Origin of the sequence: Variovorax sp. YR634, assembly GCF_900106655.1 — a bacterium.
Lineage (GTDB): Bacteria > Pseudomonadota > Gammaproteobacteria > Burkholderiales > Burkholderiaceae_C > Variovorax.
In genome coordinates, this window is the sequence record NZ_FNOL01000024.1 from 24833 (window position 1) to 48460 (window position 23628).

Below are 23628 nucleotides of genomic sequence, written 5' to 3' on the forward strand. Positions count from 1 at the left end.
GCGCAAAATGGAGCCTTTCGACCCCATTCGCCTCTTGATGAGGTCGAAAGACCACCCATTTGAAGAAGTTGGCACAGCGTCACCGCATGGACGCCGTGCCCGGCATAGAATTTTTTGGCTTCGATATTTCTCTTTCCATGGCTGATTCCTCCAAAACCAAACTCCCCTTCCAGGCTGAAGTCGCGCAACTGCTGCACCTCGTCACGCATGCGCTGTATTCGAACAAGGAAATCTTCCTGCGCGAGCTGATCTCGAACGCATCGGACGCGTGCGACAAGCTGCGCTTCGAGGCGCTCGACCACCCCGAGCTGTATGAAGACCAGCCAGAGCTCGACGTGCGCCTGAGCTTCGACAAGGCCGCGCGCACCATCACCATCACCGACAAGGGCATCGGCCTGTCGCGCCAGGAGGCCATCGACAACCTCGGCACCATCGCCAAGAGCGGCACAAAAGACTTCATGAGCAAGCTCAGCGGCGACCAGAAGGCCGACGCACAGCTCATCGGCCAGTTCGGCGTGGGCTTCTATTCGGGCTTCATCGTGGCCGACAAGATCACCGTCGAATCGCGCCGCGCGGGCCTGCCGGCCGACCAGGGCGTGCGCTGGGCCAGCGGCGGCGCCGGTGACTTCGAGGTAGCCGACATCACGCGCGCAGAGCGCGGCACCAGCATCACGCTGCACCTGCGCGACGACGCTGACGAATACCTCAACGCCTGGAAGATCAAGCAGATCGTCGGCAAGTACTCCGACCACATCTCCCTGCCCATCCTGATGGAAAAGGAAGAGTGGAAGGACGGCGAGAACGACCAGCCCGGCGACATGGTGAAGACCGGCGAGTGGGAAACCGTCAACAAGGCCAACGCCCTGTGGAGCCGCCCCAAGAAGGACATCACCACCGAGCAGTACGAAGAGTTCTACAAGAGCATCAGCCACGACTACGAGGCCCCGCTCGCCTGGAGCCACAACCGCGTCGAAGGCAGCACCGAGTACACGCAGCTGCTGTACATCCCGGCCAAGGCACCGTTCGACCTGTGGAACCGCGAGAAGAGCGCGGGCGTGAAGCTCTACGTGAAGCGCGTCTTCATCATGGACGATGCCGAGGCGCTGATGCCCAGCTACCTGCGCTTCGTCAAGGGCGTGATCGACTCGGCCGACCTGCCGCTGAACGTGAGCCGCGAGCTGCTGCAGGAAAGCCGCGACGTGAAGGCGATCCGCGAAGGCAGCACCAAGCGCGTGCTCGGCATGCTCGAAGACTTGGCGAAGAAGCAGAAGACCGCGCCCGAGAGCGGCGAGGGCAAGATCGACGTGGGCTCGGGCGAATCGGTACCGGCCCCTGAGCCGACCGAAGGCGTGACCGACGTCGTCGACAAGAACACGCCCACTGCCGCCGAAGCCGCAGTGGCCGCGGCCGACGAATCCGGCAAGTACGCCAAGTTCTACGCCGAGTTCGGCGCGGTGCTGAAAGAAGGCCTGGGCGAGGACATGGGCAACCGCGACCGCATCGCCAAGCTGCTGCGCTACGCCTCCACCACCACCGATGCGGTGAGCGTGAGCTTTGCCGACTACAAGGCGCGCATGAAGGAAGGCCAGGACGCGATCTACTACATCACGGCCGACACCCTCGCCGCCGCCAAGAACAGCCCGCAGCTCGAAGTCTTCAAGAAGAAGGGCATCGAGGTGCTGCTCATGACCGACCGTGTCGACGAGTGGGCGCTGAACTATCTGAGCGAGTTCGACGGCACCCCGATGCAGAGCGTGGCCAAGGGCGCAGTCGATCTCGGCAAGCTGCAGGACGAGGCCGAGAAGAAGGCCGCCGAGGAGGCCGCCGAGTCGTTCAAGCCCATGCTCGAGAAGCTCAAGGAGGCCCTGAAGGACAAGGCCGAAGACGTGCGCGTGACCACCCGCCTGGTCGACTCGCCCGCCTGCCTCGTGGTGCAGGACGGCGGCATGAGCACGCAGCTTGCGCGCATGCTCAAGCAGGCCGGCCAGCCCGCGCCCGAACTGAAGCCGGTGCTCGAAGTGAACGCCGAGCATCCGCTGGTGAAGAAGCTCGAAGGCTCGTCGCATTTCGACGATCTCGCGAACATCCTGTTCGACCAGGCGCTGCTCGCCGAAGGCGGGCTGCCGGCCGACCCGGCCGCCTACGTGAGGCGCGTCAACGCGCTGCTGGTGTGAACGAACGGCCGCGCGTTCCTCGTGCAGCAGCCGTCGTTCCGGCGGCGCTGCTGTTGCTTCTGACGGGCGGCTGTTCTCACTATCACGTCGGTATTCCGCTGGTGCCCGGGCTCTCGCTGGGGCTGGGCGCCACCAAGGACGGCAATTTCTCGGTGGGGCTCAACACCGGCTTCGGCCCGCTCGGCGCGGGCGTGGCCGTGAACAACGGCGGGCAGGTGTCGGGCTCGGCCGGCGTGGGTGTCGGCGTGGGGCCAGTGGCCACGGGGGTCAGCAAGGGCGCTGTGCTCTATGACCCCAAGGCCGTGCCTGCGGCTCCCGCTGCTGTGGCGGTCGCTCCGCCCGCTGCACCTGTGGCACCTGTAGCACCCGTGGCTTCGGCGCCGACCCCTGCGGGAACGCCGGCGACGGTTGTCCCCGTGCGCTATTCGACACCTGCCGATCCGTTCACGCCCATCGCCACTCCTGCTGCTGCGGCCCAGGCACCCGCTGCCTCCTCGGTGGCACGCACCGCGGCACCGGCCCGGTCGCCCCTCGTCAAGATCACGCGTCCGCCGCCGGAGCCTCCGGCGCCCGCCGTGAACATCAAGTACCGCACCCCGGCCGTGGCTGCCGCCGCGGCCTCGGCCCGCGAAACCGGCACGCCCGGAAACCCCATCGCGCCCTGATCGACGCGCCTTTCACACGAACACGCGACCCGGCCTAACATCGCGGCTGGTATCTCCTCCGGAGACAGTCGTCCATGACCCGTCGACCGCTGCTGCTGCACCTCTTGTCCATAGCCGCCCTCGCGGCCACGGGACTGCCCCGCGCAGCGAAGGCGCAGGCCGCGTACCCCGCCAGGCCCATCCGCTGGATCGTGCCGTACCCCGCGGGGGCCGGCGCCGACATCGTCGCGCGAACCATCGGCACGCAGCTCGCCATCGACGCAGGCCAGCCGGTGATCATCGAGAACCGTGCAGGCGGCAACACCGCGCTCGGCGCCATCGAGGCCGCGCGCGCCCCGGCCGACGGCTACACGCTGCTGTCGGCCGACAACGGCACGCTGGTGTTCAACCCCGCGCTGTATCGCAACCTCAGCTACAACCCCTCGCGCGACTTCGCGCCCGTCACCCTGCTGGGCCGGCTGCCGATGGTGCTGCTGGTAGGCCCTTCCAGCGGTGTGAGGGACGCGCGCGCCTTCATCGACGATGCGCGCGCCTTTCCTGGCAAGGTCAGCTTTGCCTCGGCCGGCACCGGCAGCCCGCAGCACCTGGCGATGGAGCTGCTCGAACGCGAAGCCGGGCTGGAGATGGTGCACGTGCCCTACCGCGGCGCCGCGCCCGCGCTGGCCGACGTGGCCGGCGGCCAGTTGCCGGTGCTGATGTGCGACCTGGCCGCATCGCGCCGCTTCATCCAGGGTGGCAAGCTGCGCGCGCTGGCGGTGGCGCACCCGCAGAGGCTGAAGGAACTGCCCAACGTACCCACCTTTGCCGAGCTAGGCATGCCGCGCGTCGAAGCTGCCGCGTTCATGGGCCTGGTGGTGCCCGCCAACACCCCGGGCGAGATCGTGACGCGGCTGCAGCAGTCAGTGGCCAGCGCCATTCACAACCCCGCCGTGCTGCGCAAGCTTGCCGAGTTCGGTGTCGAGCCGGTGGGCGATGCGCCTTCGCAGTTCGCGGCGCTGCTGCAGGGTGAATCGGCGCGCTGGCATCCGCTGATCCGCGATCTCAATCTCTCGCTCGACTGAGCCGGTCCTTTACGGCAACTTTGCGCATGTGCCGAGCCTTCCTCACTTTGAACTAAGAGTCGCTGCCTAGATTGGCGCATCGCACAGAAAAGGTCGGCGAGGCGGGTCGCAAGGGGCAGGCCGGTCCTCCCGAGACCCATGACCACGAGCCGGTTCCACCACGTCATTTTTGCGGACGACTTCTTCCGCTCTCCAGCCAACGGGCTGCAGTATCACGCCGCCAACCGGCGCTTCCTCCGGGGCTTCTTCGACACCGCGCTGGGACGCCTGGGCCTGCCGGTGCGCGAGATCACGCCGCTGTCGGAAGGCGGCCGCATCGACGTCGAGCGCCTGATGGACCGGCTGGAGCTGCCCTGCACCCCGGCCGGCTGGGCGCGCGCCTGCATCGCCAACCTGTTGCCGCTGGCCGGGCGCGAGGGCCTGCCGATGTTCGACCCCGGCTGCCTCGTGATCGGCTGGGGCCTCACGCCCGCGCTGCAGCAGTGCATAGACCGCAGCGGCGCGAGCTACCTCGACATCGAGATCGATCCGCGCCGCTTCACCGAGCATCTGCACTTCTGCGCGCGCACCAATGACCCCGTGATCGAAGCCGCGCTGCTGTCGCGTCGCGTGGACGAAGAGCTGTTCTGGAACCACGCGAGCGCGCTCAAGGGCCGCTTCGCGCGCCACGGCGCGGCCTCGCTGTTCGATCCGCGGCTGCGCGTAGGCCTGTTCTTCGGCCAGAGCCTGGTCGACCTGTCGCTGGTCAGCGGTGGGCGCACCATGCACCCGGCCAGCGTGATTGCACCGCTGCGCGAGCTGGCGAACAGCGTCGACTTGCTGGTCATCAAGCCGCACCCTTATGAGAATGCGCTGCACGACCTGGCGCCCATCGCACGCGCCATTCCCAATGTGGCGTGGACAAAGGAGAACACGTACGCGCTGCTGTCCGCGGCAAACGTGCATTTCGCTGCCAGCCTGTCGTCGAGCGTGCTGACCGAGGCGCGCTACTTTCGCAAGCCCGCGCACGCGCTGATCCGCGCCGACCGCAATGCGGCCGGGTTGCTGCCCGAGGCCTGCTCTGACTGGATCCCAGTGGGCGCCGCGTTGGGCGCGATGGATTTCATGGCCGCGGCCTGCGGCGCCGACGACAACAACAATGCCAAGCCGAGCCTCACGGCCTGGCCCGAAGCGGCGATCGACCGCGCCTTCCTCACGCGCTGGGGCCTCGACGACCAGACACAAGGCCTGCCCGAAGTGGCCGAGCTGCAGATGGGCCGTTCCTACCTGTTCCATCCCGGCAGCCCCGCGATGAGCTGGCTCAGTCACGGCTGGGCGGGCTTCGACGGCGATGGCGCGCGCAGCGAGGGCGAACTGGCCTGCCTCGTCATTCCCTTGCCTTCGCTGGCGCAGTCACCTGTGCTGTCGCACCAGCGGCCGTACCGGCTCGAGGTGAGCATCGACTACCGCAGCAACGCCAAGGCCACCAGCGTGCTCGCCTTGTTCGACGGCACGGTGCTGCCGGGTCAGCGCGGCACCGGCGCACGGCGGCGCAGCCTGGTGTTCGAGATCGAACCGACGGCGGGACGCAAGTGCCTGGTGCTGCAGTTCGTCGTGGCCGCCGGCACGGGGCGCCGCATGACCCAACCGGCCTTCACCATCAGGAAGCTGCAGGTGTCACTGCGCATGGGCCGGGGAGTGATCTCCGCGCCGCCGAAGACGACAGCGAAGCAGTGGTCCGAGATGCATCCGGTGCGTGCGATGACGCGGGTATTTCGCGCGTTGATCGATACGGCGCGTGGGGTTATCGGGTAGCTGTCGAGGCAAGGCCGTACAGCAGCGTAGTCCAGTGCCGGAGCCGTTCGATGGCCCCCTGTCGCCCCGCAGTGGCATCCGCCACGCTAGCCGGCAGTGCAAGCAATTCGCCGGCCGCGGCGGCAACCGCCCGTGCAAACTTCGGCGCATCGCCGCGCCACACCACCACACGGTGCGCCAGACCAAGCTGTGCCGCGCGCCCCGCGTTGATCGCCTGCTCCGGCTGGTCGGTCAGCAGCAGCAGGATCGGTTTGCGGTAGACCGCCGCGATAGACAGCGCCGCCATGCCCGGCGCTGAAACGATGAACGCGCTGTGCGCTGCCGTCTCTATCCAGTGCTCGTCGCGCGCATGCCAATGCGGCCGATGGGCATAGCCCTCGCCGACGAGATGTACCGGCACGCCTGCGTCGGCAAGACCCTGTTCGAGGCCGTCCGCAAGCGCCGGCTCCTGGAAATGCGGGTTGAGGTACACGGCAGCCGCGCGCGGTGCCGCTTCGCTGTGGTCCACCGCATCGACCACCGCAACCGGCGTGGCCAGCCGGTGGCGGCCGTGGCCGTCGTGCTGCGGCTCGCCATAAGCGAAGTCGTGCTCGATGCGCGCGAGGCTGCGGTCGATCTGCCACGCCACGATGCCGCCGAACAGCTTTGCAATCGCGCCGGGCATCCGTCCCTTGAAATTGGTTTCGAGCGCGCGGCGCAGGCTGGCGCCGTACACGTGCACGACCTTGCGCCGCCAGAACGGCAGCCAGCCCATCAGCAGCAGCGCGGGGTGGAACGAGTCGTTCACCACCAGGTCGGCTTCACGAAAGCGTGCGCGCAGCCGCCACACGTCGCGCAGCATGCGTTCGGGGCGGAACATGTAGTGCGCCACGTTGCGGTCGGTCTCGCGGCGCAGCATGTTCTGCTGCGTGTCGAACTGCACGGCGTAATGGCGCGAGAGCACTGGCGCATCGATGCCGAAGCCGGCGAGAAAGCGCGCGCCTTCGTCCGAGGTGGTGAGCACCTGCACCTGCGCGCCGGCTGCGCGCAGCGCGTGCGCGAGCAGCTGTGCGCGCATCAGGTGGCCGCGCGCGTCCGCGGTCGCGAGGTAGAGGATGCGCGGCGGCATCGCTCAGGCGTGGTGCTGCTGAACCGGCCGCGCTGCGCCGGGGCGCAGCCGCAGCGCCACGCCGGCGATCCACATGCCTAGTGCGCCCGTGACGCCGAAGCCACGCTCGGTGTCGCGCACCTCGCGCATCAGCTGCGCGAGCCGCGCCTGTTCGTGCGTCGCCACGCAGCGCTGCAAGGTGTGGCTGCACAGACGGATGTGGCGGTCTTCATCAATCAGCACGCGCGACAGCAGCGGGTGCAGCGCATGTTGCGGGCCGATCAGCGCGCAATGGCGCTGCAGGATGCGCGAGGCCATCTGCTCCGCCGAGAGGCCGATGGCATAGGCCGGCACCAGCCCGCCGTGCGCGAAGTGCGGCGCATGGCGGCGAATGAGCGCCTGCCAGCGCGCGAGCTTGCGGCGGCTGAACCAGTCGGGCTGCGGCGCCTCTTCGGGTGAAGCTGCCGCCTGCGCGTTGCCGCCGCGCTCGACGATGGCCTGCGCGAACAGCCGCGCATGGTGTTGCTCGTCGGCCAGGTGCTGGTCGAGCTGGCGCGCCAGCCACTCGGGCGGGGCAATGCGCAGTTCGCGCTGCAGCGCCTGCTCGGATGATTCCTCGCCCACCAGATAGAAGCGCAGCAACAGCATCTCGCCCGCATTGCTCGCATGCAGCTGGCGCAGTGCGGCGCGCTTGACGTGGTGCACGAGGCGGGCCTGCAGGGCCGGCCAGCCGCGCAAGGTGGGCGCAGAGAGGCAGTCGAAACCGGCTGCGATGTCGTCGGCTGGCTCAGCGGCCATCGGCCTTGGCCTTCGTGGTCTGTGGTGTCTGCTGCTGCCAGCCCAGCACCAGCCCGATGAAGCTGTCCTGCAGGAATGCGCGCGCGGCGGCATCGGCACCCGCGAATTCGCGTTGCTGGCCGTCGTAGCGCACATAGCCCTTGCCGTTGGCGGCGCCGAGCACGAGCTTCTCGTTCTTGCGGAAGCCGCGCTGCAGCAACGGCTGCAGCAGCGACTGCGATTCGAGCCCGTACAGGAACATGTCGCGCTGCACCACCTGGTGCGGGATCTGGCCGCTCAGCGCCTGCAGCTCCAGCGTCCAGTTGCCCTGCTGCATGGCCTCGGCCAGTTGCATCCCCCTGGCGGCCGGCGCATGAAAGCGCGCGCGCGCCACCGACTTCGAGGCCTTGCTCAGGCCGAGGCCGATGGTGATGTCGGCGTCCCTTGCGCCATTCGTGCGGTTGTCTTCCACCTGCACCAGCACGTTGGCCAGGCGCGCGGTCAGCGAAGGCTTGGCCAGCGCCTCGACGACCTGGTCGGCTGTGAGCAGCACATGGTCGGTGGTCGCCTCGTTCACCGCCACGATCTGGTACGGGTCGATGCGGATGTCGCTGAACTCGCCGCCCATGGGCGAGTGGGCGTGGCTGCTCACCGACCATTCGCTGCCCGAACGGCTCACCAGCGCATGAAAGGTCAGCGGCACGCGCTGGCCGCTGCGCGCCCGGCCGGAACCTTGCAACAGCACGTCGCCGACGATGGTTTTCTCGTTGTAGCTGCGCGTGTTGACGAAGCGGATGGTGTGCGCGGCGCTGTCGAGTGCGGCGCGCGTGTCGGGGTCGTCGAGGGCGAGGCGGTTGCAGTCGTTGCCGGGGCCCGCGAGCGCGGCGAAGGGGCAGCCGGCGTCGGACTTGAAGTTGAAGACGCCGCGGCCGACAAAGTCGGCTGCACTCGCCAGCGTGAAGGCGCCGGCGAGCGCGAGGCCGAGCGTCAGCTGGCGAGCGATGAATGAAGAGCGAATTGGCATGTTCTTGTCTTGTTGTTCTTCTGGAAGAGAAGGAAGGCGCGAAAGGCGTTCAGGGCCGGTGATACGAAAGCGCCTGCGCGTCGGCGTTGGTGCTGCCCGTGGTGTGCCACCCGATGCCGCGCGCGAACGCACCCAGCATGTCGACCGCCGAGAAGCCGAGGATCAACGCCACGCCCGCGAGCCAGCGCAGCCCGCGCAGCGGCGGCAGGTCTTGGTGATTGAGCGCCTTCACGCTGAACCACAGCCGGGTGAACAGCACGGCCAGCGGCCCGATCGGCCCGCTCTTCGCAAGCCACTGCCAGCGCGGCGATACGTAGCTGCGCAGCAGGTGCGGCGTGAGCGAGTACGTGTCCTGCCCGCGCATCCAGCGCAGCTTGAGCGCCTCGGCGCGCGTATCGGGCAGGCGGTGTTCGGTGTGGGCCTGTGCCGCGTAGTGGATCGGCACGCCCGCCGCCTTCAGCCGCATGCCCAGCACCTGGCAGTGCGCGCGGTACACGCCGTCGAGCGCCTGGTAGCTGTGCTGCTCGAACACGTCGCGGCGGAAGGCCACGTTGTTCGCGTAGAAGTTGCTCGTGGCGCCGGCATGGTCCGCGTTGGGGAAATACATGAAGTCGATGGTCGTGAGCGCGGTGCCGACCACGTTGGCCGCGTAGCTGGTGCGGCCAGCCACCACGGCGGGCGCGTCGCTTCGGGTGAACGGCAGCAGCATCTGCAGCAGCCAGTCGTCGTCGGGCAGGCAGTCGGCGTCGGCGAACACCACGTGCGTGCAGCGCTGCGCATCGGTGGCCTCGAAGCCGACGTTCTTGGCGTCGTAGTAGCCGGTAGCGGCGTCGATGCGCACGAAGTCGACCGGGCAGCCTGCGAGCTTGCTCACGGCCTCGCAGGTGGCCGGGCTCAGCCCGTCGTGCGTGACGACCACCTGTGCGAGCGCGGTGAGCGGCAGTTTCTGCTTCGCCAGCAGGGCGACGAGGCGCTGCAGGCTGGTCCCCGCTTTGGCCTCGGCATCGGCTCCGCCGCGCAGGTTGTTGGTCTCCAGGACCAGCGCGCAACGCGCGGCAACTTGATCGGGCATCATCGAATTTTCCTGTCCGGACATTGTTTTGAAGGCTTGCATCCTGCTTTTATCGCACAACCGCGCCCGCCACCAGTGCCGTGCGCCATGGGCTCGCCCATGAAAGTCAGCATCTTCGGCGCCGGCTACGTGGGCCTGAGCTTTGCCGCCTGCCTGGCCGAAGCGGGCCACGAAGTGCTGTGCGCGGACGCGGATTTGGCGCGCATCGAAGGGCTGCAGCGCGGCCTGATGCCCTTGCATGAACCGGACCTGGAGGCGCTGGTGGTCGCTGGCCTGGCCGCCGGAACGCTGCAGTTCACCGCCGACGAGCGCACGGCCTGCCTGCATGGCGACGTGCTCTTCATCGTGGTGAACACGCCCGCCGACGCCGAAGGCCGCGTCGACCTGCGCCATGTGATGGCCGTGGCCGCCGGCATCGGGCGGCACCGCGACCGCGAGGCGGTGGTCGTGTGCAAGTCGACCGCGCCGGTGGGCACTGCCGACCAGGTCGAGGCGGTATTGAGCGGCGAGCTTTCGCAACGCGGCGCGCGGCTTCGCATCGCGGTGGCGGCGAACCCCGAGTTCCTGCGCGAAGGCTCGGCCGTGCGCGACTGCCGGCGGCCCGACCGCGTGGTGATTGGCAGCGAAAACCCGTGGGCCATCGATCTGCTGACCCGGCTCTACGAACCCTTCATCGAGGACCCGACAAGGCAGTTGCTGGTGATGGACCGCCGCTCGGCCGAGCTCACCAAGTACGCGGCCAACGCCATGCTCGCCACCCGCATCAGCTTCATGAACGAGATGGCCCGCCTGGCCGAGCATGCGGGCGCCGACATCGAGATGGTGCGGCGCGGCATCGGCGCTGACCGGCGCATCGGGCCCGACTTTCTGCAAGCCGGTGCGGGCTATGGTGGCTCGTGCCTCGCGAAGGACGTGCGGGCGCTGAGGTACGCGGCCGACCGCGACGGCCATGCGCTTCGCATCCTCTCGGCGGTCGAGGCCACGAACCACGAGCAGAAGAGCCGGCTGTTCGACCTGATGACGCACCACTTCGAAGGCCGCATCGCGGGCAAGACCATCGCCGTGTGGGGCCTGGCCTTCAAGCCAGATACCGACGACATGCGCGATGCGCCGAGCCTCGTGCTGCTGGGGCGGCTGTGGGCCGCCGGTGCGCGCGTGCAGGTCTATGACCCGGCGGCAATGCCGAACGCACGCGGCCTCATCGGTGAGCGCGATGACGTGCGCTGGTGCGACACGGCGCAAGAGGCGCTGCAGGGCGCCGATGTGCTGGCGCTCGTTACCGAGTGGGAGGAGTTCCGGCGGCCCGATTTCGCGGGCATCGCGAAGGCACTGCGCACGCCGGCGATCTTCGATGGCCGCAATGTCTACGACGCCGTGGAGGTCGAGTCCGCGGGCATTGCGTACTACGGTATCGGCCGCGGCCGATCGTCACTGCTCCATTGAGTTGTCCAGCGGCAGGAAGGCATCGCCCGGCGTGAGTGGCGCATGCCGGTAGCTTGCCGGCGTGCGACTCAGCTTCACCGGCGCGCCGATGCCGCGATATCCGCCGGGCATCTCCACCACCATCTCGCGGTGCAGCGTGTGCGGATGCTGCAGCGCGGCATCGACTGGCAGCACTGGCGCGGCGGGCACGCCGGCCGCCATCAGTTGCTCGACCAGCGCGCGGCCATCGAAGGCCGCCATCGCCGCCTCGAGTTGCTGCTTGAGTCCGTCGCGATGCACCGAGCGCGCGCCGGCCGTGCGGTAGAGCGGATCGTCCGCCAGATCGGGCAGCCCGATGCAGCGGCACAGGCTGGCGAACTGCCGGTCGTTGCCCACGGCCACGAACACCGGGTCGGTGCCGGTGGCCAGCGCGTCGTACGGATAGATGTTCGGATGCGCATTGCCGGTGCGGCGCGGCTCGGTGCCGTCCATGAACCAGTTGGCCGCGTGCGGATGCAGCAGCGACAGGCCGCTGTCGTACAGCGCTGCCTCCACGAACTGCCCACGCCCGCTGCGCTGGCGCTCCTGCAGAGCGAGCAGCACGCCGATGACCGCGTTCAGCCCGGTCACCATGTCGACCACTGGCAGGCCCACGCGCAGCGGACCGCCGTCGGCCTCGCCGTTGATGCTCATGATGCCGGTCATGGCCTGCACGGCGGCGTCATAGCCCGGCAGCGCACCTAGCGGACCATCGGCGCCGAAGCCCGACACGCGGCACCACACGAGGCGCGGAAAGCGCTGCGACAGCGTCTCGTAGCCGATGCCCCAGCGTTCCATCGTGCCGGTCTTGAAGTTCTCGATCAGCACGTCGGCTTCGGCCACCAGCGCGAGCAGTGCAGTGCGGCCTTCTTCCGTCGAGAAGTCGAGGTGCTGCACGCGCTTGTTGCGGTTGAGCCCGTGGTAGTACGAGGCCACGCCTTCCCTGAAGGGCGGGCCCCATGTGCGCGTGTCGTCGCCCTGTGGCGGCTCGACCTTGAGCACGTCGGCTCCGTGATCGCCGAGGATCTGGCCGCAGTAGGGGCCGCCGAGGATGCGGGAGATGTCTAGTACTCGGATGCCTGCCAGGGCGCCTTTTGGGGCTTGTGTCATTTCGGTGCTTTCGGTTGTTCGTTCTTTCGGGGTGCGTGCGAATGACACCGGGTACTCCCCTCCGCGAATGTCCCCCGGCCTGCGGCCTCCTCCTTTATTTCGCTGCGGGGAGCACCCGATGCCATTCGCACATGGACGCGGCTGTAGTGTTGGCCGATCAACAAGTGGCCTGAACGATCACGTCGATGGGGTGCCTTGCGCAGCGAAATAAAGGAGGAGGGCGAAGCCCGGGGGACATTCGCGGAGCAAGGTACCCCGTCGGCGTGAGCGCGCCCCGAATGACGGCATCAATCGAGCTGTGCCCCCGACTTCTTCACCACGTCCTTCCACTTCACAGACTCCGTGCCAATGAACTGGCCAAGCCTCTGCGGCGACGTATCGGTGGGTGTTTCCAGACCCTGCGCCGCGAACATCTGCTTCACCTTGGGCGAGTTCAGCACTTCGGCGAAGGCATGGTTGAGCTTGCTAACGCGGTCGGCTGGCGTGCCGGCCGGCGCGACGATGCCGAAGAACACGCTCACGTCGTAGCCCTTGTAGCCCTGCTCCGAAATCGTCGGTACGTCGGGCAGCGCTTGCGAGCGCGCGACGGTGGCCACGCCCAGTGGGCGCAGCTTGCCGGCCTTGACGTAGGGCAGCGCGGTGAGGATGTCGGTGAAGGTCATACTGACCTGGTTGCCCAGCAGGTCGTTGAGCGCAGGGCCGGTGCCCTTGTAGGGAATGTGCTGCAGGTCGGTGCCGGCCACCGAGTTGAAGAGCACGCCCGCGAGGTGCGACGACGCGCCATTGCCCGATGATGCATAGCTGAGCTTGCCGGGGTTGGCCTTGGCGTAGGCCACGAGTTCCGGCACGGTCTTCACGGGCAGGGCGGGGTTCACCACCAGGATGTTGGGCAGGTAGCCGACCTGGATCACCGGCGCGAAGCTCTTCACCGGGTCGTAGTTGATCTTGCGGTACAGGCTCGCGTTGATGGCCAACGGGCCCGAGGTGCCGAACAGCAGCGTGTGGCCGTCGGCCTCGGCGCGCGCCACGTATTCGGCGCCGATGTTGCCGCCGGCGCCTGCGCGGTTCTCCACGATCATGGGCTGGCCGAGGCGGTCCTTCATCTCGGCGGTCAGCGTGCGAGCCATCGCGTCGGTGGGGCCGCCGGGCGGGAAGGGCACGACCAGCATCAGGGGCTTGGTGGGGAAGGCGTCGGCCGCATGTGCTGCGGGCATCGCGGTCAGCAGCGTGGCGCAGGCGGCCAGCAGGAAGGTGAGGCGTTTCAAGGGATGTCTCCGTTTTTGTATGAGGGGAAAAGAAGCTCAGGCCGGCACTGTCGCGGATTGACCGGTGGCGGCATTCCAGTCCGCGGGCATGGCATCGGGCGAGAGCGGATCGCGCGGCAGCACGCGATGCAGCAGCACCAGTTGCGCCCAGCGCATGCGCGGTGCGGAGCCGCTGTGTGCGGCCTCCCAGGCCATCGCGATGGCGCTGGTGCAGTGATAAAGCGCCGATGCGGCCTGCCGCGCGAGCACGTCGCCGCCTTCGCGCGCGGCGGTTTCGGTCAGCGCGGCGGCGCGGTCGAGCGCATCGCGCAAGGCCTTCGCGAAGCCAGGAGCGAGCGCCGCATCGCCCAGCAGCTTCGCGCAGTGCGCGCGCAGCACCGGCAGCGAGCCTTCGCGCTTCACCGCGCGAATCACGTCCAGCGCCACGATGTTGCTCGTGCCTTCCCAGATCGAGCCCAGGTGCGCGTCGCGCACGAGGCGCGCATCGCTCCATTCCTCGATGTAGCCGCAGCCGCCGCGCACTTCCATCGCGTCGCCCGTGACCTTGCGCGCATCGCGGCAGGCGCGGAACTTGATGAGCGGCGTGAGGATGCGCAGCAGCGCATACGCGTCGGGCTCGGCTGCGTCGGAGCGGGCCAGCGCCAGCGCCGTCTGGCACACCATCGTGCGCGCCTGTTCGGCCGGCAAGCGCAGCTTGTCGAGCTGGCGCTGCATCAGCGGCATCTGGTCGAGCGTGCGGCCGAAGGCGCGGCGCTCGGATGCAATGAACTCGGCCTCGGCCACCGCACGGCGCATCAGGCCGGCAGCGCGCACGCCGTTCGACAGGCGCGAGTTGTTGACCATGTCGGCCATCTGCACGAAGCCGCGGCACGCTTCGCCCACAAGGTACGCGACCGCGCCTTCGAGGCGGATCTCGCCGCTGGCCATCGAGCGCGTGCCCAGCTTGTCCTTCAGCCGGATGATTCGGTAGTGGTTGAGGCTGCCATCTTCGAGCCGGCGCGGCAGCAGGAACAGCGACACGCCCTTCATGCCGGGCAAGCCGTCGTCGGCGCGTGCCAGCACCATCGCGAAGTCGGCATCGGGGTTGGAGCAGAACCACTTGTCGCCGGCAAGGCGCCAGCTGCCGTCGGCTTCCTGGTGCGCCATCGTGGCGGTGGCGGCAATGTCGGAGCCGGCGGCCTGCTCGGTCATGAACATCGCGCCTTGCGCCAACTCGTCGAAGTCGAGCGACCTCAGGCGCGGCAGGTACTTTGCGAGCAGCTCCGGGCTGCCGAACTTCTTCAGCGTGCGCGTGAGGGAGTCGGTCATCGACACCGGGCAGCACAGGCCGAACTCGGCCTGCACGAACAGGTAGGTCAGCACGTACTTGACCAGCGGCGGCATCTTGCCCTTCCAGCCCAGCGTGTCGTCGCGATGCGAGATGGCGGCCAGGCCGAATTCGCTGAGCGCGAGGCGTTCCATTTCGACGTACGCGGGGTGCTTCACGACCTTCTGCTCGTCGAGGCCAGTGCGCGTGCGTTGCTTCAGCACGGGCGGGTTGCGGTCGGCGGTGCCGGCCAGCTCGTCGAGCAGGCCGCCCGCGAGGCCGCCCAGGCGCTCGAAGTGCGGCTGCATGTGGTGGCGCAGGTCGTCGGGCAGGTAGAGCGCGAGCAGCGCGTGCAGCTCGGCGTCGGTGGTGAACAGGTTCTGGCCGTGGCGATCGGGGATCGGATGGGCGTGCTCTGCGGACATGCGCTTTGTCTCCATGGTTTCCTTGGTTTGGCGCATTGTTGAAGCCGTGACGATCCGTGTCTAATATCGATTTGGTCTTGTTCGATTCGATCTGACTATCCATGGAACTGCGGCACTTGCGCTACTTCTCCGTGCTCGCCGAAGAACTGCACTTCGGGCGGGCGGCGCGGCGCCTGTCGATCTCGCAGCCGCCGCTGTCGGTGGCGATCCGGCAGCTGGAAGACAACGTGGGCGCGCGGCTGTTCGAGCGCAACAGCAAGGAGGTGCGGCTCACGCCCGCCGGCGAGGCGCTGCGCATCTCGGCGCGGCGCGTGCTGCTGCAGGCGGAAGAAGCCGCCATCGAGGCGCGCGACGTGGCGCTGGGCTCGGCAGGGCGGCTGCGCATCGGCTTCGTGGGCGCGATGCTGTACCGGGGCCTGCCGCAGGCGCTGCGTGCCTTCCAGGCGAAGCACCCGGCGGTGCGCATCACGCTGAGCGAACTCAACTCCGGCGTGCAGATCACCGAGCTGCTGAACGACCGGCTGGACATCGGCTTTGCCCACACGCGCCGCGTGCCGCTCGAACTGCAGCACCGGCTGCTGCTGTCGGAACCCTTCGTGGCCTGCCTGCCGGCGGGGCATGCGCTGGCGCGCAAGCGGGTGCTGGCCCCGGCCGACCTGCGCGAGCAGCCCTTCGTGCTGTTCTCGCGCGAGGCCTCACCCGACTACCACGAGCGCATCCTGTCGATCTGCGCCGACGCCGGCTTTCTGCCCGAGGTGCGGCACGAGGTGCGGCATTGGCTGGCCGTGGTCTCGCTGGTGTCGCAGGGCATGGGCGTGGCGCTGGTACCGCAGGCGATGCGGCATTCGGCCCTGCGCGGCGCGGTGTTCAGGCCGCTCGATCGGGTGGTGGCGCAATCGGAGGCCTATGGCATCTGGCGCAACGGACCGGCCAATGTGCTGGTCGAGCGGCTGCTGCAGGGCGTGGTCGACGCGCAGCCGGCCGCCGCCGTGCCGCCCCAAGGCGGCCGGGCCTCCTCCTTGGGGGGTGGAGAATTACACGCAGCGAAGCGGAGTGAAAAGCCGGGGGGCCGACATTTCTAGGCGTAAAGGGGCTCTTCGGCCATCTGCTCGCACTGGTCTTCCAGCACGAGGATCTGCCCCTTCCAGTAGTCGCTGGAGCCGAACCACGGAAAGTTGATCGGGAAGATCGGGTCTTCCCAGCGCCGCGCCAGCCAGGCGCTGTAGTGGATGAGCCGCAGCGTGCGCAGCGGTTCGATCAGCGCCAGCTCGCGGCGGTCGAATTCGCGGAACTGCTCGTAGCCGTCGAGCAGGCCCGACAGTTGCGACGTGCGCTGTGCGCGGTCGCCCGACAGCAGCATCCACAGGTCTTGCACCGCGAAGCCGGTGCGCGCGTCGTCCAGGTCAACGAAGTGCGGGCCGCCGCCGGGGCGGTCGGTGGGCGTCCACAGGATGTTGCCGGGATGCACGTCGCCATGCAGGCGCAGCTTGCGCGGCTTGAAGTCGGAGGCCGGTGGCTGCAGCGCGAGGGCGGTCGCGCGAACCATGTCCAGCGCCTCGTTGCAGATCTTTTCCCAGTCGCGCTGCATGTCGAGCGGAATCTTGTCGTTCTCCAGCAGCCAGTCGCGCGAGTCGAGGCCGAAGGTCTGCAGGTCGAGCGCGGGGCGGGCCTCGAAAGGCTTGGCGCTGCCCACAGTATGGATGCGCGCCAGAAAGCGGCCCACCCATTCGAGCACCTCGAAGTTGTCGAGCTCTGGTGCGCGGCCGCCGCGGTAGGGGCTCACGCTGAAGGCGAAGCCGGCGTGGTGATGCAGCGTCTTGCCTTCGAAGGCCAGCGGCGGCACGGCCGGCACTTCGCCGGCGGCCAGTTCGAGCGAGAAGCCGTGCTCTTCGAGGATCTCGGCCTCGCTCCAGCGGCCGGGGCGGTAGAACTTGACCACCACGGCACTGCGATCCTCCAGGTAGACCTGGTAGACCCGGTTTTCATAGGAGTTCAGGCCTGTGAGCCGGCCGTCGCCGTACAGGCCGAGCGTCGCGAGCGCGTCGAGCACCACGTCTGGCGTGAGGCTCTCGTAAGGATGTGTGTTCGCGGGCGCCGCGGAAGAAAGGGTCATGCGGCGATTGTCGCCACACGGCGCCCCGCGGGCTCACGCGCTTGCAGGTTGTTTGTAAAGAGAAAGGATATGGCCCGTGCGCGGGTCGCCCTTGCCCGCGAGCACCTGCGCGTAGGCGGCCTGCACTGCCTCGCCGCCATCGTGGTGTTCGGCGTGCAGCCAGGGGGCCTTCGCATCGGTGACGGTGGCCAGGAAGTTGTGCCAGGCTGCGACCATGCGGCGCCCGAATTCGTCGGGGCCCCATTCGGTGGTGCGCTTCTTGATCTGCGCCGGTGCGAAGAACAGCGTGGCGCGCGGGCCCGACAAGTCCTTGCCCGCGCCCTTGGTCGCAAGCTGCTCGACGTGCGTGCCGCCGATGGAGCTGCTGTACGCGAGGTTCGCGAAGCGCTCGTGGATGGCGTTGCGCAGCGCGCCGTTGCCGGCGAAGTCGACGTACACGCAGGGCGTGTCGGCCGCGATGGTGTCGAGTGCGTCGTAGGTCACCACGCGGTCGTAGCAGCCGAGGCTTTCGCAGAAGGCCACGTTGGAGGGCGAGGTCAGGCCGATCACCTCGATGCCCTCGCGCTGGTGCAGCTGGAAGGCGGTGCCGTAGGCCGTCTTGCTCGATGCGCTCGACAGCAGCATGGTCTTCGCGCCGAAGAAATCGTTGTCGGCCATGAAGTCGTCGATCAGCCACGAGGTGATGAACAGCGGGCGCAGCAGGGCCTGGGTGTCTTCGGTGTCGGCCGTGTAGAGCGCGTCGCTCGCGCAGCGGAAGTACTGGTTGTAGACGGCGGGCAGCTCTGCGCGGTGCGGCGCCACGTCGGTGAAGCGCTCGGGCGAGAGCCGCCCGGGGCTCAGCACCGCGGCTGAAGCCATTGGCCAGTAGCCGTAGAGCCGTTCGCCCACCGCCACGCCCGGGTGCAGCGACTGCACCACGCTCGCAAAACCCCACACGGGAATGCTGCCCCAGCCCTCTTCGCCGCTCGGGAAGAACTGCCAGTAGCTCATCGCGTCGCCGAAGGCGGCATACGTGATGTTGTTGGAAGTGAGCGCAAAGCTGTCGATGCGCACGCGCACCTGGCCGTCGGCGAGCGCTTCGTCGGTGGCGGTGTGCAGGCGCGTGGTGGCGAGCTGGTCTTTGCGGATGAGGAAGCTGGTGGTGCTCATGAGCGAGGCTCCTGGCAGTTGGTGTCCAGCTACGTTAGCCAAGCTTGATGAAAGGCGCTATCTCGCGGCGGGTTTTGGCGTCACCCGTGAGACATCGGCGGGCATGAAAAAAGCGGCCCGGCTTGTGGCCGGACCGCTTGTTCGCGCGCGCAACGAGCTTTTAGGCGATCGTCAGTTCCACGTCGATGTTGCCGCGGGTGGCGTTCGAGTAGGGGCAAACCTGGTGAGCGGTGTCGACCAGCTTCTGCTTGGCATCTGCATCCAGGCCGGGCAGCGTGATCGCCAGCTTCACGGCGATGCCGTAAGCCGCGCCGCCGTTCGTCGGGCCAAGGGAAACGCTGGAGTCGATGGCGACGTCTTCAGGCACCTTCACGCCGATCTTCGGGCCGACGGCCTTCATCGCGCCGATGAAGCAGGCGGCATAGCCGACCGCGAACAGCTGCTCGGGGTTGGTGCCGGGCTTGCCGGAACCGGGCGAGCTCAGCTTGACGTCGATGGCGCCATCGCTGGACTTGCCTGCGCCGTCACGGCCGCCGACAGTGTGAGCTTCTGCGGTGTAGAGAACTTTGTCGAGCTTGGTGGTCATGGTGATTCCTTTGGTGATGATGAAGTGGAGGGAGGGTGGTGAAAGGCTTCGTTCTCTCTTGATGGGATCGACCGAAGCGGGAGAAAAATGTTGCGCTGCGTCAGGCTGCTTTCTTGATGCGGTCGCGCAGGGTCTGGATCTGCTGGGTGAGCGAAATCAGTTCGGGCACCGAGCATTCGGTGGCGGCCATCAGGCAGGCCGGCACGTTCGATGCGCGGCTCTTGAGCCTGCGGCCGGCGGCTGTCAGCGTGATGTGCACGCGGCGCTCGTCGGCCACGTCGCGCACACGGGCCACGTAGCCGTTGGCTTCCAGGCGCTTGAGCAGCGGCGTGAGCGTGCCCGAGTCGAGCGAGAGCTTCTCGCCGAGCTCGGAGACCATGAGGCCGTCTTGCTCCCAGAGGGCGAGCATCACGAGGTATTGGGGGTAGGTGAGCTGCAGCTTTTCCAGCACCGGCTTGTAGAGCCGCGTCATGGCCAGGGAGGCGGAGTACACGGCGAAACACAGCTGGTTGTCCAGCTTGAGCATTTCGTCGGCGGGGACTGGGTTGGAGCGCATGGGTTGAATTGTAGCGAGCAATTAGATTGTGTGCAATCTAATTTGCAAGCGTTGGTTTCAACGGAGGCTACAGTCTGCCGGGAACGGGCATTCTGAACCTGCAAGGCCAGTGAATCCAACTTTCATGTCCGCCTGTTGACCCGGCCCCTGGGGCAGCCCTTAAAAAGGGAAGAACGTCGAAAAAGGTTCTCTTCATGCAATCCACCGCTCGCTCTTTCAGTCCATCCGAAGCCGCGAGGCGGCTCGGTGTTTCGGCCAAGGCCTTGCGGCTCTATGAGCAGCGCGGGTTGGTGGCGCCTGGTCGTACCGCGGCGGGGTGGCGGGCGTATGGCCAGAAGGAGATGTCCCGGGCCGCCGAGATCGTCGCGCTTCGCGCGCTCGGCTTCAGCCTTGCGCAGGTGGAGCGGGCGCTGGAAGGCAATTCCCAGGGACTGGAGCCAACGCTGGCGGCGCACCAGACAGCGCTGGAAGCGCAGCTTCGTCAGCTTGCTCGCACGGTCGACAAGGTCCGTGGTTTGCGAAGCGAACTGGCGCAAGGCCGGACGCCGAGCATCGGCGAACTCACAGGCCTGCTGGCCCCCGCTGCAGAGGTCCGCATCGCATTCGAACTGCCGTGGCCATGGGGCGGGGAGCTCTTCGAGCTTCGCGACATCCGCGCCCTGAACTACATCATTGGTCCGCTAGGCAGTGGCAAGACCCGGCTGGCGCAGTGCCTCGCCAATGCACTGCCCAACGCCGCCATGCTGGGCCTGGAGAGGCTTGAAGATGACGAGGTGGCAGCAGCAAAGTCGCGGCTGGATGGTGATTTCCTGCTGAAGTCCCGCGTCGACGAAGCCCTGGTCTGGCTCGTGGAAGACGGCGCCACGCCGTCGGATGCCTTGATCGCATTGCTCGCGGGGCTGCAGGCCGACGGGCCGGACGTTCTGGTCATCGACATGATCGAACAAGGCCTTGATCACGCAACCCAGGAGGCATTGATTGCCTGGCTGCGCCGCCGCGGGCCCGGCGTGCGGCCCCTCTTCATGCTCACCCGCTCCTGCGCCATCCTCGACCTGACTGCCGTCGGCCCGGACGAAACCATCATCCTCTGCCCAGCCAACCACAGCCCGCCGACCCAGGTGACGCCCTATCCCGGCGCGCCCGGCTACGAGGCGGTTGCCACTTGCCTGGCTTCGCCTGAAGTGCGAGCCCGGACCGCGGGAGTCATGCAGCTGCAGGTGATGAAGAGACCCAGCCTCACCCCTTGAACCGCTTGCGCGTCAACGCCAACGCAATCCAGAACGCCACTACCGCATATACCGCCAGCACCGCCGCATGCAGCCACCAGTCGGTCGGCCACTGGTCCATGAAAAGCGGCCGCACCAGCGCCACCGCATTCGTCAGGGGCAGCCACGCCGCCACGGCCTTGACTGCGGAGGGCAGTTGCTCGAGCGGAAAGAACACGCCACTCAGGAACATCATCGGCGTCATGAACAGCGTGAAGTAGTACGTGAAGAAGTCGTAGCCCTTCGCCAGCGCATTGAAGATCAGCGCGATCGACGAGAAGGTGATGCCCGCCCCGATCAGCACCATCCACGCAACGATGAGCTTCGGGCTGTGGCTGATGCCCAGCCCGAGCATCACGAACAAGATGGCCGTCACGGTGAAGATCGACTTGAACGCCGCCCACAGCATCTCGGCCATCACGATGTCGTCGAGCCCGACGGGTGCGTTCATGATGCCGTCCCATGTCTTCTGCACGTGCATGCGCGAGAACGCCGAATACAGCGCCTCGAAGCTCGCCGCGTTCATCGCGCTCATGCAGATCGACCCGCTCGCCAGGAACAGGATGTAGGGCACCTTCACGCCGTCGACCGACACCTGCCCCACAAGCGCGCCCATGCCGTAGCCGAAGGCCACGAGCCAGATCAGCGGTTCGGCGATGTTTCCGATCAGGCTGGGGATGGCGAGCTTGCGCCACACCAGCAGGTTGCGCAAAAACACGGGCCACCAGCGCAGCGAGATTTCGGGCGGGCGCCATACTGAAGGCGAAGGAGGCGCGGTCGCTGCAATCGGTGCGGTCGTCGTTGTCGTCGTGTTCATGATCTAGCCGTCCTCGCGAATCTGGCGGCCGGTGAGCTTGAGGAAGAGGTCCTCCAGATTCGCCGGCCGATGAAAGGTGCGCAGGCCGCTGTGCTGCGTCAGCGCATCGAGCAGCCGCCGCGCGTCCTGCGTGTAGAAGAACACCGTCTCCCCGCTGACTTCCACGCGTGCCGCCATCGCCTTCAGCTCGGGCGATTCCGCCAGCGACAGCGCGCCGTTGCCATACACCTCGACCACGTCGGGCTCCAGGTGCTCGGCAATGAGGTCGCGTGGGCGGCCTTCGGCGATCTTGCGGCCATGGTCGAGCACCAGCAGGCGCGAGCACAGGCGCTCGGCCTCGTCCATGAAGTGCGTGGTCAGCAAGATCGACTTCCCCTGCTGCAGCAGCACCTGCAGCCGTTCCCACATCAGGTGCCGCGCCTGCGGGTCGAGCCCGGTGGTCGGTTCGTCGAGCAGCAGCAGCTTCGGGTCGTTGACCAGCGCACGCGCCAGCGACAGCCGCCGCCGCATGCCGCCCGAGAGCTCGCCCGGCTTCGCATCGGCCTTGTGCGACAGCGCCGCGAACTCCAGCAGCTGCGGCACGCGTGCGCGCACATGCGCCTTGCTGAAGCCGAAGTAGCGGCCGTACACCACGAGGTTCTCGGCGCAGCTGAAATCCGGGTCGAGCGTGTCGAACTGCGTGACCACGCCCAGCTGCGCCTTGATGGCCAGTGCATCGCGCGGCATCTGCAGCCCGAGTGCCGAGATGTCACCACCGTCGGGCGCGGTGAGGCCCAGGCACATGCGGATGGTGGTGGTCTTGCCCGCGCCGTTCGGGCCGATCACGCCCAGGCATTCGCCGGGCGCGATCTCGAACGACAGGTCGTCGACGACCGTGGTGTTGCCATAGCGCTTGTGCAGATGGCTGGCGTGGAACAGAGGGGGTGAAGCGGAAGAGGTGGTGGACGGCACACAACCATTCTGACGCAGTCACCTGAAAATCACGGGCGCTCCAAGCCCTCGATAACCCGAGTCGAACCACGCCCCGGCGGCCTCACAATCGACGCCCAGTTGCATTGCGCGGTGGGAGGCCCAAGGATGCTGCGTTTCTGGTTGGTGCTGTCGGCTGCGCTGCTGCTCGGCGCCTGCGCGCCTTTTCATCGGCCCCTGGCGGCTGCGGACCGCAACAAGGTCCAGGAAGTCGACGTACGCGTCGTCGTCGCGCAGGAGAGCTTCATGTTCTCCGCGCAGCCCCCGGGCGTGAGCGCGGCCACCGGCGGCGGGCTGATCGGCGCGCTGATCGACTCGTCGGTGCAGCAAACGCGCCAGAAGGAGATGAGCGCCGAAGTGCAGGCCATCGTCGGCCCGCTGCTCGACTACGACTACCGCGTGGAGGCGGGCAAGGCGCTGACCACGCTGCTTGCCGAGCCGAGCTCGTTCCCGCTGAAGATCCGCTCCTCGCAGGTGCTCGCGGCGATGCCGCTGAAGGCCGAGCAGGAGGCCCGCATCGCTGCCACGAAAACTGGCCCCGCCTACATGGTGCTGTTGCTGCAATACGCGCTGGAGCCAGGCCTCGGTGCCTTCACCACGCGCACCTCGGCCCTGCTCTGGCAGTACGGCCGCAGCGAGCCGAGCTACCGCGCCTCGGCCATCTTCCAGACGCCCATCGGCGGCACCGCGCGCGCCGCCGTGCTGCGCAGGCTCACCGCGAACGACGGGCAGGTGCTGCGCGGCGTGATGCGCGAGTCGATGGCACAGACCCTGCATGCGGTCGCGCTCGACATTGCCGGCGCCCGTTCAGGTGGCGTTAAGACTGCGCGATTCAATGTCAACGGTTCGTGGGTGACACTGGCCGGCCAGAGCTTCGACGAGCAGCCCGGCCGCGTGCTGTTCCGCGACCAGGACGGCGCCATGTATTCGGTCAGGAACACCGCCCCATGAG

At 67.7% G+C, this 23628-nt stretch carries 21 protein-coding genes; 8 read left to right on the top strand and 13 right to left on the bottom strand.

Annotated elements, in window-relative coordinates:
- Nucleotides 1-137 precede the first annotated feature (137 nt).
- From htpG to BLV60_RS28475, 4 genes are all read left to right on the top strand, one after another.
- Nucleotides 138-2174 (top strand): molecular chaperone HtpG, encoded by a 2037-nt coding sequence (htpG, locus tag BLV60_RS28460; protein ID WP_093058728.1) that lies wholly within the window; start codon nt 138-140, stop codon nt 2172-2174.
- Nucleotides 2171-2839, top strand: a complete 669-nt coding sequence (locus tag BLV60_RS28465; protein ID WP_093058664.1) for a hypothetical protein — start codon at nt 2171-2173, stop codon at nt 2837-2839. The genes htpG and BLV60_RS28465 overlap by 4 nt, the downstream gene beginning before the upstream one ends.
- Nucleotides 2840-2913: 74 nt before the next feature.
- A complete protein-coding gene (locus BLV60_RS28470; RefSeq protein WP_093058665.1) occupies nt 2914-3900 on the top strand; it encodes a Bug family tripartite tricarboxylate transporter substrate binding protein in 987 nt (328 codons plus the stop codon).
- A 138-nt stretch (nt 3901-4038) separates the two neighbouring features.
- Nucleotides 4039-5694, top strand: a complete 1656-nt coding sequence (locus BLV60_RS28475; RefSeq protein WP_093058666.1) for a hypothetical protein — start codon at nt 4039-4041, stop codon at nt 5692-5694.
- Here BLV60_RS28475 and BLV60_RS28480 read toward each other — a convergent pair.
- Genes BLV60_RS28480 through BLV60_RS28495 form a run of 4 tightly spaced genes read right to left on the bottom strand, consistent with a single transcriptional unit; the run spans nt 5684 to nt 9657 of the window.
- On the bottom strand, nt 5684-6802 hold the full coding sequence (locus tag BLV60_RS28480) for a glycosyltransferase family protein (protein WP_093058667.1): 1119 nt from the start codon (nt 6800-6802) through the stop codon (nt 5684-5686). The two genes, BLV60_RS28475 and BLV60_RS28480, sit on opposite strands and share 11 nt — an antisense overlap.
- 3 nt (nt 6803-6805) lie before the next feature.
- Nucleotides 6806-7579 carry a hypothetical protein gene (locus BLV60_RS28485; RefSeq protein WP_093058668.1) on the bottom strand — a complete coding sequence of 258 codons (774 nt, stop codon included), beginning with the start codon at nt 7577-7579 and terminating at the stop codon, nt 6806-6808.
- A complete protein-coding gene (locus BLV60_RS28490) occupies nt 7569-8582 on the bottom strand; it encodes a hypothetical protein (protein ID WP_093058669.1) in 1014 nt (337 codons plus the stop codon). The genes BLV60_RS28485 and BLV60_RS28490 overlap by 11 nt, the downstream gene beginning before the upstream one ends.
- A 49-nt stretch (nt 8583-8631) precedes the next feature.
- The gene (locus tag BLV60_RS28495; protein ID WP_093058670.1) at nt 8632-9657 is read right to left on the bottom strand and encodes a glycosyltransferase family 2 protein; all 1026 of its coding nucleotides are present in this window, start codon (nt 9655-9657) and stop codon (nt 8632-8634) included.
- A gap of 96 nt (nt 9658-9753) precedes the next feature.
- On the opposite strand from BLV60_RS28495, the gene BLV60_RS28500 reads away from it, so the two are divergent.
- Nucleotides 9754-11097: a UDP-glucose dehydrogenase family protein gene (locus BLV60_RS28500; RefSeq protein ID WP_093058729.1), complete on the top strand. Its 1344-nt coding sequence runs from the start codon at nt 9754-9756 to the stop codon at nt 11095-11097.
- On the opposite strand, the gene BLV60_RS28505 is transcribed toward BLV60_RS28500, so the two are convergent.
- From BLV60_RS28505 to BLV60_RS28515, 3 genes are all read right to left on the bottom strand, one after another.
- The gene (locus BLV60_RS28505) at nt 11083-12225 is read right to left on the bottom strand and encodes a CaiB/BaiF CoA transferase family protein (protein WP_093058730.1); all 1143 of its coding nucleotides are present in this window, start codon (nt 12223-12225) and stop codon (nt 11083-11085) included. The genes BLV60_RS28500 and BLV60_RS28505 overlap by 15 nt on opposite strands.
- A gap of 287 nt (nt 12226-12512) precedes the next feature.
- On the bottom strand, nt 12513-13490 hold the full coding sequence (locus tag BLV60_RS28510) for a Bug family tripartite tricarboxylate transporter substrate binding protein (RefSeq protein ID WP_093058671.1): 978 nt from the start codon (nt 13488-13490) through the stop codon (nt 12513-12515).
- Between the two features lie 36 nt (nt 13491-13526).
- Nucleotides 13527-15221, bottom strand: coding sequence for an acyl-CoA dehydrogenase family protein (locus BLV60_RS28515; RefSeq protein ID WP_093058731.1), 1695 nt, complete (start codon nt 15219-15221; stop codon nt 13527-13529).
- Between the two features lie 101 nt (nt 15222-15322).
- On the opposite strand from BLV60_RS28515, the gene BLV60_RS28520 reads away from it, so the two are divergent.
- Entirely contained in the window at nt 15323-16303 is a 981-nt protein-coding gene (locus BLV60_RS28520; RefSeq protein ID WP_093058672.1) for a LysR family transcriptional regulator, read from the top strand.
- Here the strand turns inward: BLV60_RS28520 and BLV60_RS28525 are convergent.
- The 4 genes from BLV60_RS28525 to BLV60_RS28540 all read right to left on the bottom strand — a co-directional run bounded on the left by BLV60_RS28525 (nt 16300) and on the right by BLV60_RS28540 (nt 19625).
- Nucleotides 16300-17334 carry a serine/threonine protein kinase gene (locus BLV60_RS28525; RefSeq protein WP_093058673.1) on the bottom strand — a complete coding sequence of 345 codons (1035 nt, stop codon included), beginning with the start codon at nt 17332-17334 and terminating at the stop codon, nt 16300-16302. The two genes, BLV60_RS28520 and BLV60_RS28525, sit on opposite strands and share 4 nt — an antisense overlap.
- A gap of 33 nt (nt 17335-17367) precedes the next feature.
- Nucleotides 17368-18483, bottom strand: coding sequence for a DUF2855 family protein (locus BLV60_RS28530; RefSeq protein ID WP_176928983.1), 1116 nt, complete (start codon nt 18481-18483; stop codon nt 17368-17370).
- 160 nt (nt 18484-18643) lie between these two features.
- On the bottom strand, nt 18644-19069 hold the full coding sequence (locus BLV60_RS28535; RefSeq protein ID WP_093058675.1) for an organic hydroperoxide resistance protein: 426 nt from the start codon (nt 19067-19069) through the stop codon (nt 18644-18646).
- Between the two features lie 100 nt (nt 19070-19169).
- Nucleotides 19170-19625, bottom strand: coding sequence for a MarR family winged helix-turn-helix transcriptional regulator (locus tag BLV60_RS28540; RefSeq protein WP_093058676.1), 456 nt, complete (start codon nt 19623-19625; stop codon nt 19170-19172).
- 194 nt (nt 19626-19819) lie between these two features.
- Between BLV60_RS28540 and BLV60_RS28545 the strand changes: the two genes are divergently transcribed.
- A complete protein-coding gene (locus tag BLV60_RS28545; protein ID WP_093058677.1) occupies nt 19820-20872 on the top strand; it encodes a MerR family transcriptional regulator in 1053 nt (350 codons plus the stop codon).
- Here the strand turns inward: BLV60_RS28545 and BLV60_RS28550 are convergent.
- Both BLV60_RS28550 and BLV60_RS28555 read right to left on the bottom strand, forming a co-directional pair.
- Entirely contained in the window at nt 20862-21707 is an 846-nt protein-coding gene (locus tag BLV60_RS28550; RefSeq protein ID WP_093058678.1) for an ABC transporter permease, read from the bottom strand. The genes BLV60_RS28545 and BLV60_RS28550 overlap by 11 nt on opposite strands.
- 3 nt (nt 21708-21710) lie before the next feature.
- Complete coding sequence (locus BLV60_RS28555; RefSeq protein ID WP_176928985.1) at nt 21711-22658, bottom strand: ATP-binding cassette domain-containing protein; 948 nt, start codon at nt 22656-22658, stop codon at nt 21711-21713.
- A 126-nt stretch (nt 22659-22784) separates the two neighbouring features.
- On the opposite strand from BLV60_RS28555, the gene BLV60_RS28560 reads away from it, so the two are divergent.
- Nucleotides 22785-23627 carry a hypothetical protein gene (locus BLV60_RS28560; protein WP_093058680.1) on the top strand — a complete coding sequence of 281 codons (843 nt, stop codon included), beginning with the start codon at nt 22785-22787 and terminating at the stop codon, nt 23625-23627.
- The last annotated feature ends 1 nt before the right edge of the window (nt 23628 follow it).

What these genes read in the sequence shown, in the direction of transcription:
- BLV60_RS28485 (WP_093058668.1), bottom strand. Translation starts at nt 7,579, where the DNA reads ATGGCCGCTGAGCCAGCCGACGACATCGCAGCCGGTTTCGACTGCCTC.
- BLV60_RS28500 (WP_093058729.1), top strand. Translation starts at nt 9,754, where the DNA reads ATGAAAGTCAGCATCTTCGGCGCCGGCTACGTGGGCCTGAGCTTTGCC.
- BLV60_RS28530 (WP_176928983.1), bottom strand. Translation starts at nt 18,483, where the DNA reads ATGAGCACCACCAGCTTCCTCATCCGCAAAGACCAGCTCGCCACCACG.
- BLV60_RS28545 (WP_093058677.1), top strand. Translation starts at nt 19,820, where the DNA reads ATGCAATCCACCGCTCGCTCTTTCAGTCCATCCGAAGCCGCGAGGCGG.
- htpG (WP_093058728.1), top strand. Translation starts at nt 138, where the DNA reads ATGGCTGATTCCTCCAAAACCAAACTCCCCTTCCAGGCTGAAGTCGCG.
- BLV60_RS28540 (WP_093058676.1), bottom strand. Translation starts at nt 19,625, where the DNA reads ATGCGCTCCAACCCAGTCCCCGCCGACGAAATGCTCAAGCTGGACAAC.
- BLV60_RS28480 (WP_093058667.1), bottom strand. Translation starts at nt 6,802, where the DNA reads ATGCCGCCGCGCATCCTCTACCTCGCGACCGCGGACGCGCGCGGCCAC.
- BLV60_RS28525 (WP_093058673.1), bottom strand. Translation starts at nt 17,334, where the DNA reads ATGACCCTTTCTTCCGCGGCGCCCGCGAACACACATCCTTACGAGAGC.
- BLV60_RS28535 (WP_093058675.1), bottom strand. Translation starts at nt 19,069, where the DNA reads ATGACCACCAAGCTCGACAAAGTTCTCTACACCGCAGAAGCTCACACT.
- BLV60_RS28515 (WP_093058731.1), bottom strand. Translation starts at nt 15,221, where the DNA reads ATGTCCGCAGAGCACGCCCATCCGATCCCCGATCGCCACGGCCAGAAC.
- BLV60_RS28560 (WP_093058680.1), top strand. Translation starts at nt 22,785, where the DNA reads ATGCTGCGTTTCTGGTTGGTGCTGTCGGCTGCGCTGCTGCTCGGCGCC.
- BLV60_RS28550 (WP_093058678.1), bottom strand. Translation starts at nt 21,707, where the DNA reads ATGAACACGACGACAACGACGACCGCACCGATTGCAGCGACCGCGCCT.
- BLV60_RS28490 (WP_093058669.1), bottom strand. Translation starts at nt 8,582, where the DNA reads ATGCCAATTCGCTCTTCATTCATCGCTCGCCAGCTGACGCTCGGCCTC.
- BLV60_RS28520 (WP_093058672.1), top strand. Translation starts at nt 15,323, where the DNA reads ATGGAACTGCGGCACTTGCGCTACTTCTCCGTGCTCGCCGAAGAACTG.
- BLV60_RS28475 (WP_093058666.1), top strand. Translation starts at nt 4,039, where the DNA reads ATGACCACGAGCCGGTTCCACCACGTCATTTTTGCGGACGACTTCTTC.
- BLV60_RS28495 (WP_093058670.1), bottom strand. Translation starts at nt 9,657, where the DNA reads ATGATGCCCGATCAAGTTGCCGCGCGTTGCGCGCTGGTCCTGGAGACC.
- BLV60_RS28470 (WP_093058665.1), top strand. Translation starts at nt 2,914, where the DNA reads ATGACCCGTCGACCGCTGCTGCTGCACCTCTTGTCCATAGCCGCCCTC.
- BLV60_RS28505 (WP_093058730.1), bottom strand. Translation starts at nt 12,225, where the DNA reads ATGACACAAGCCCCAAAAGGCGCCCTGGCAGGCATCCGAGTACTAGAC.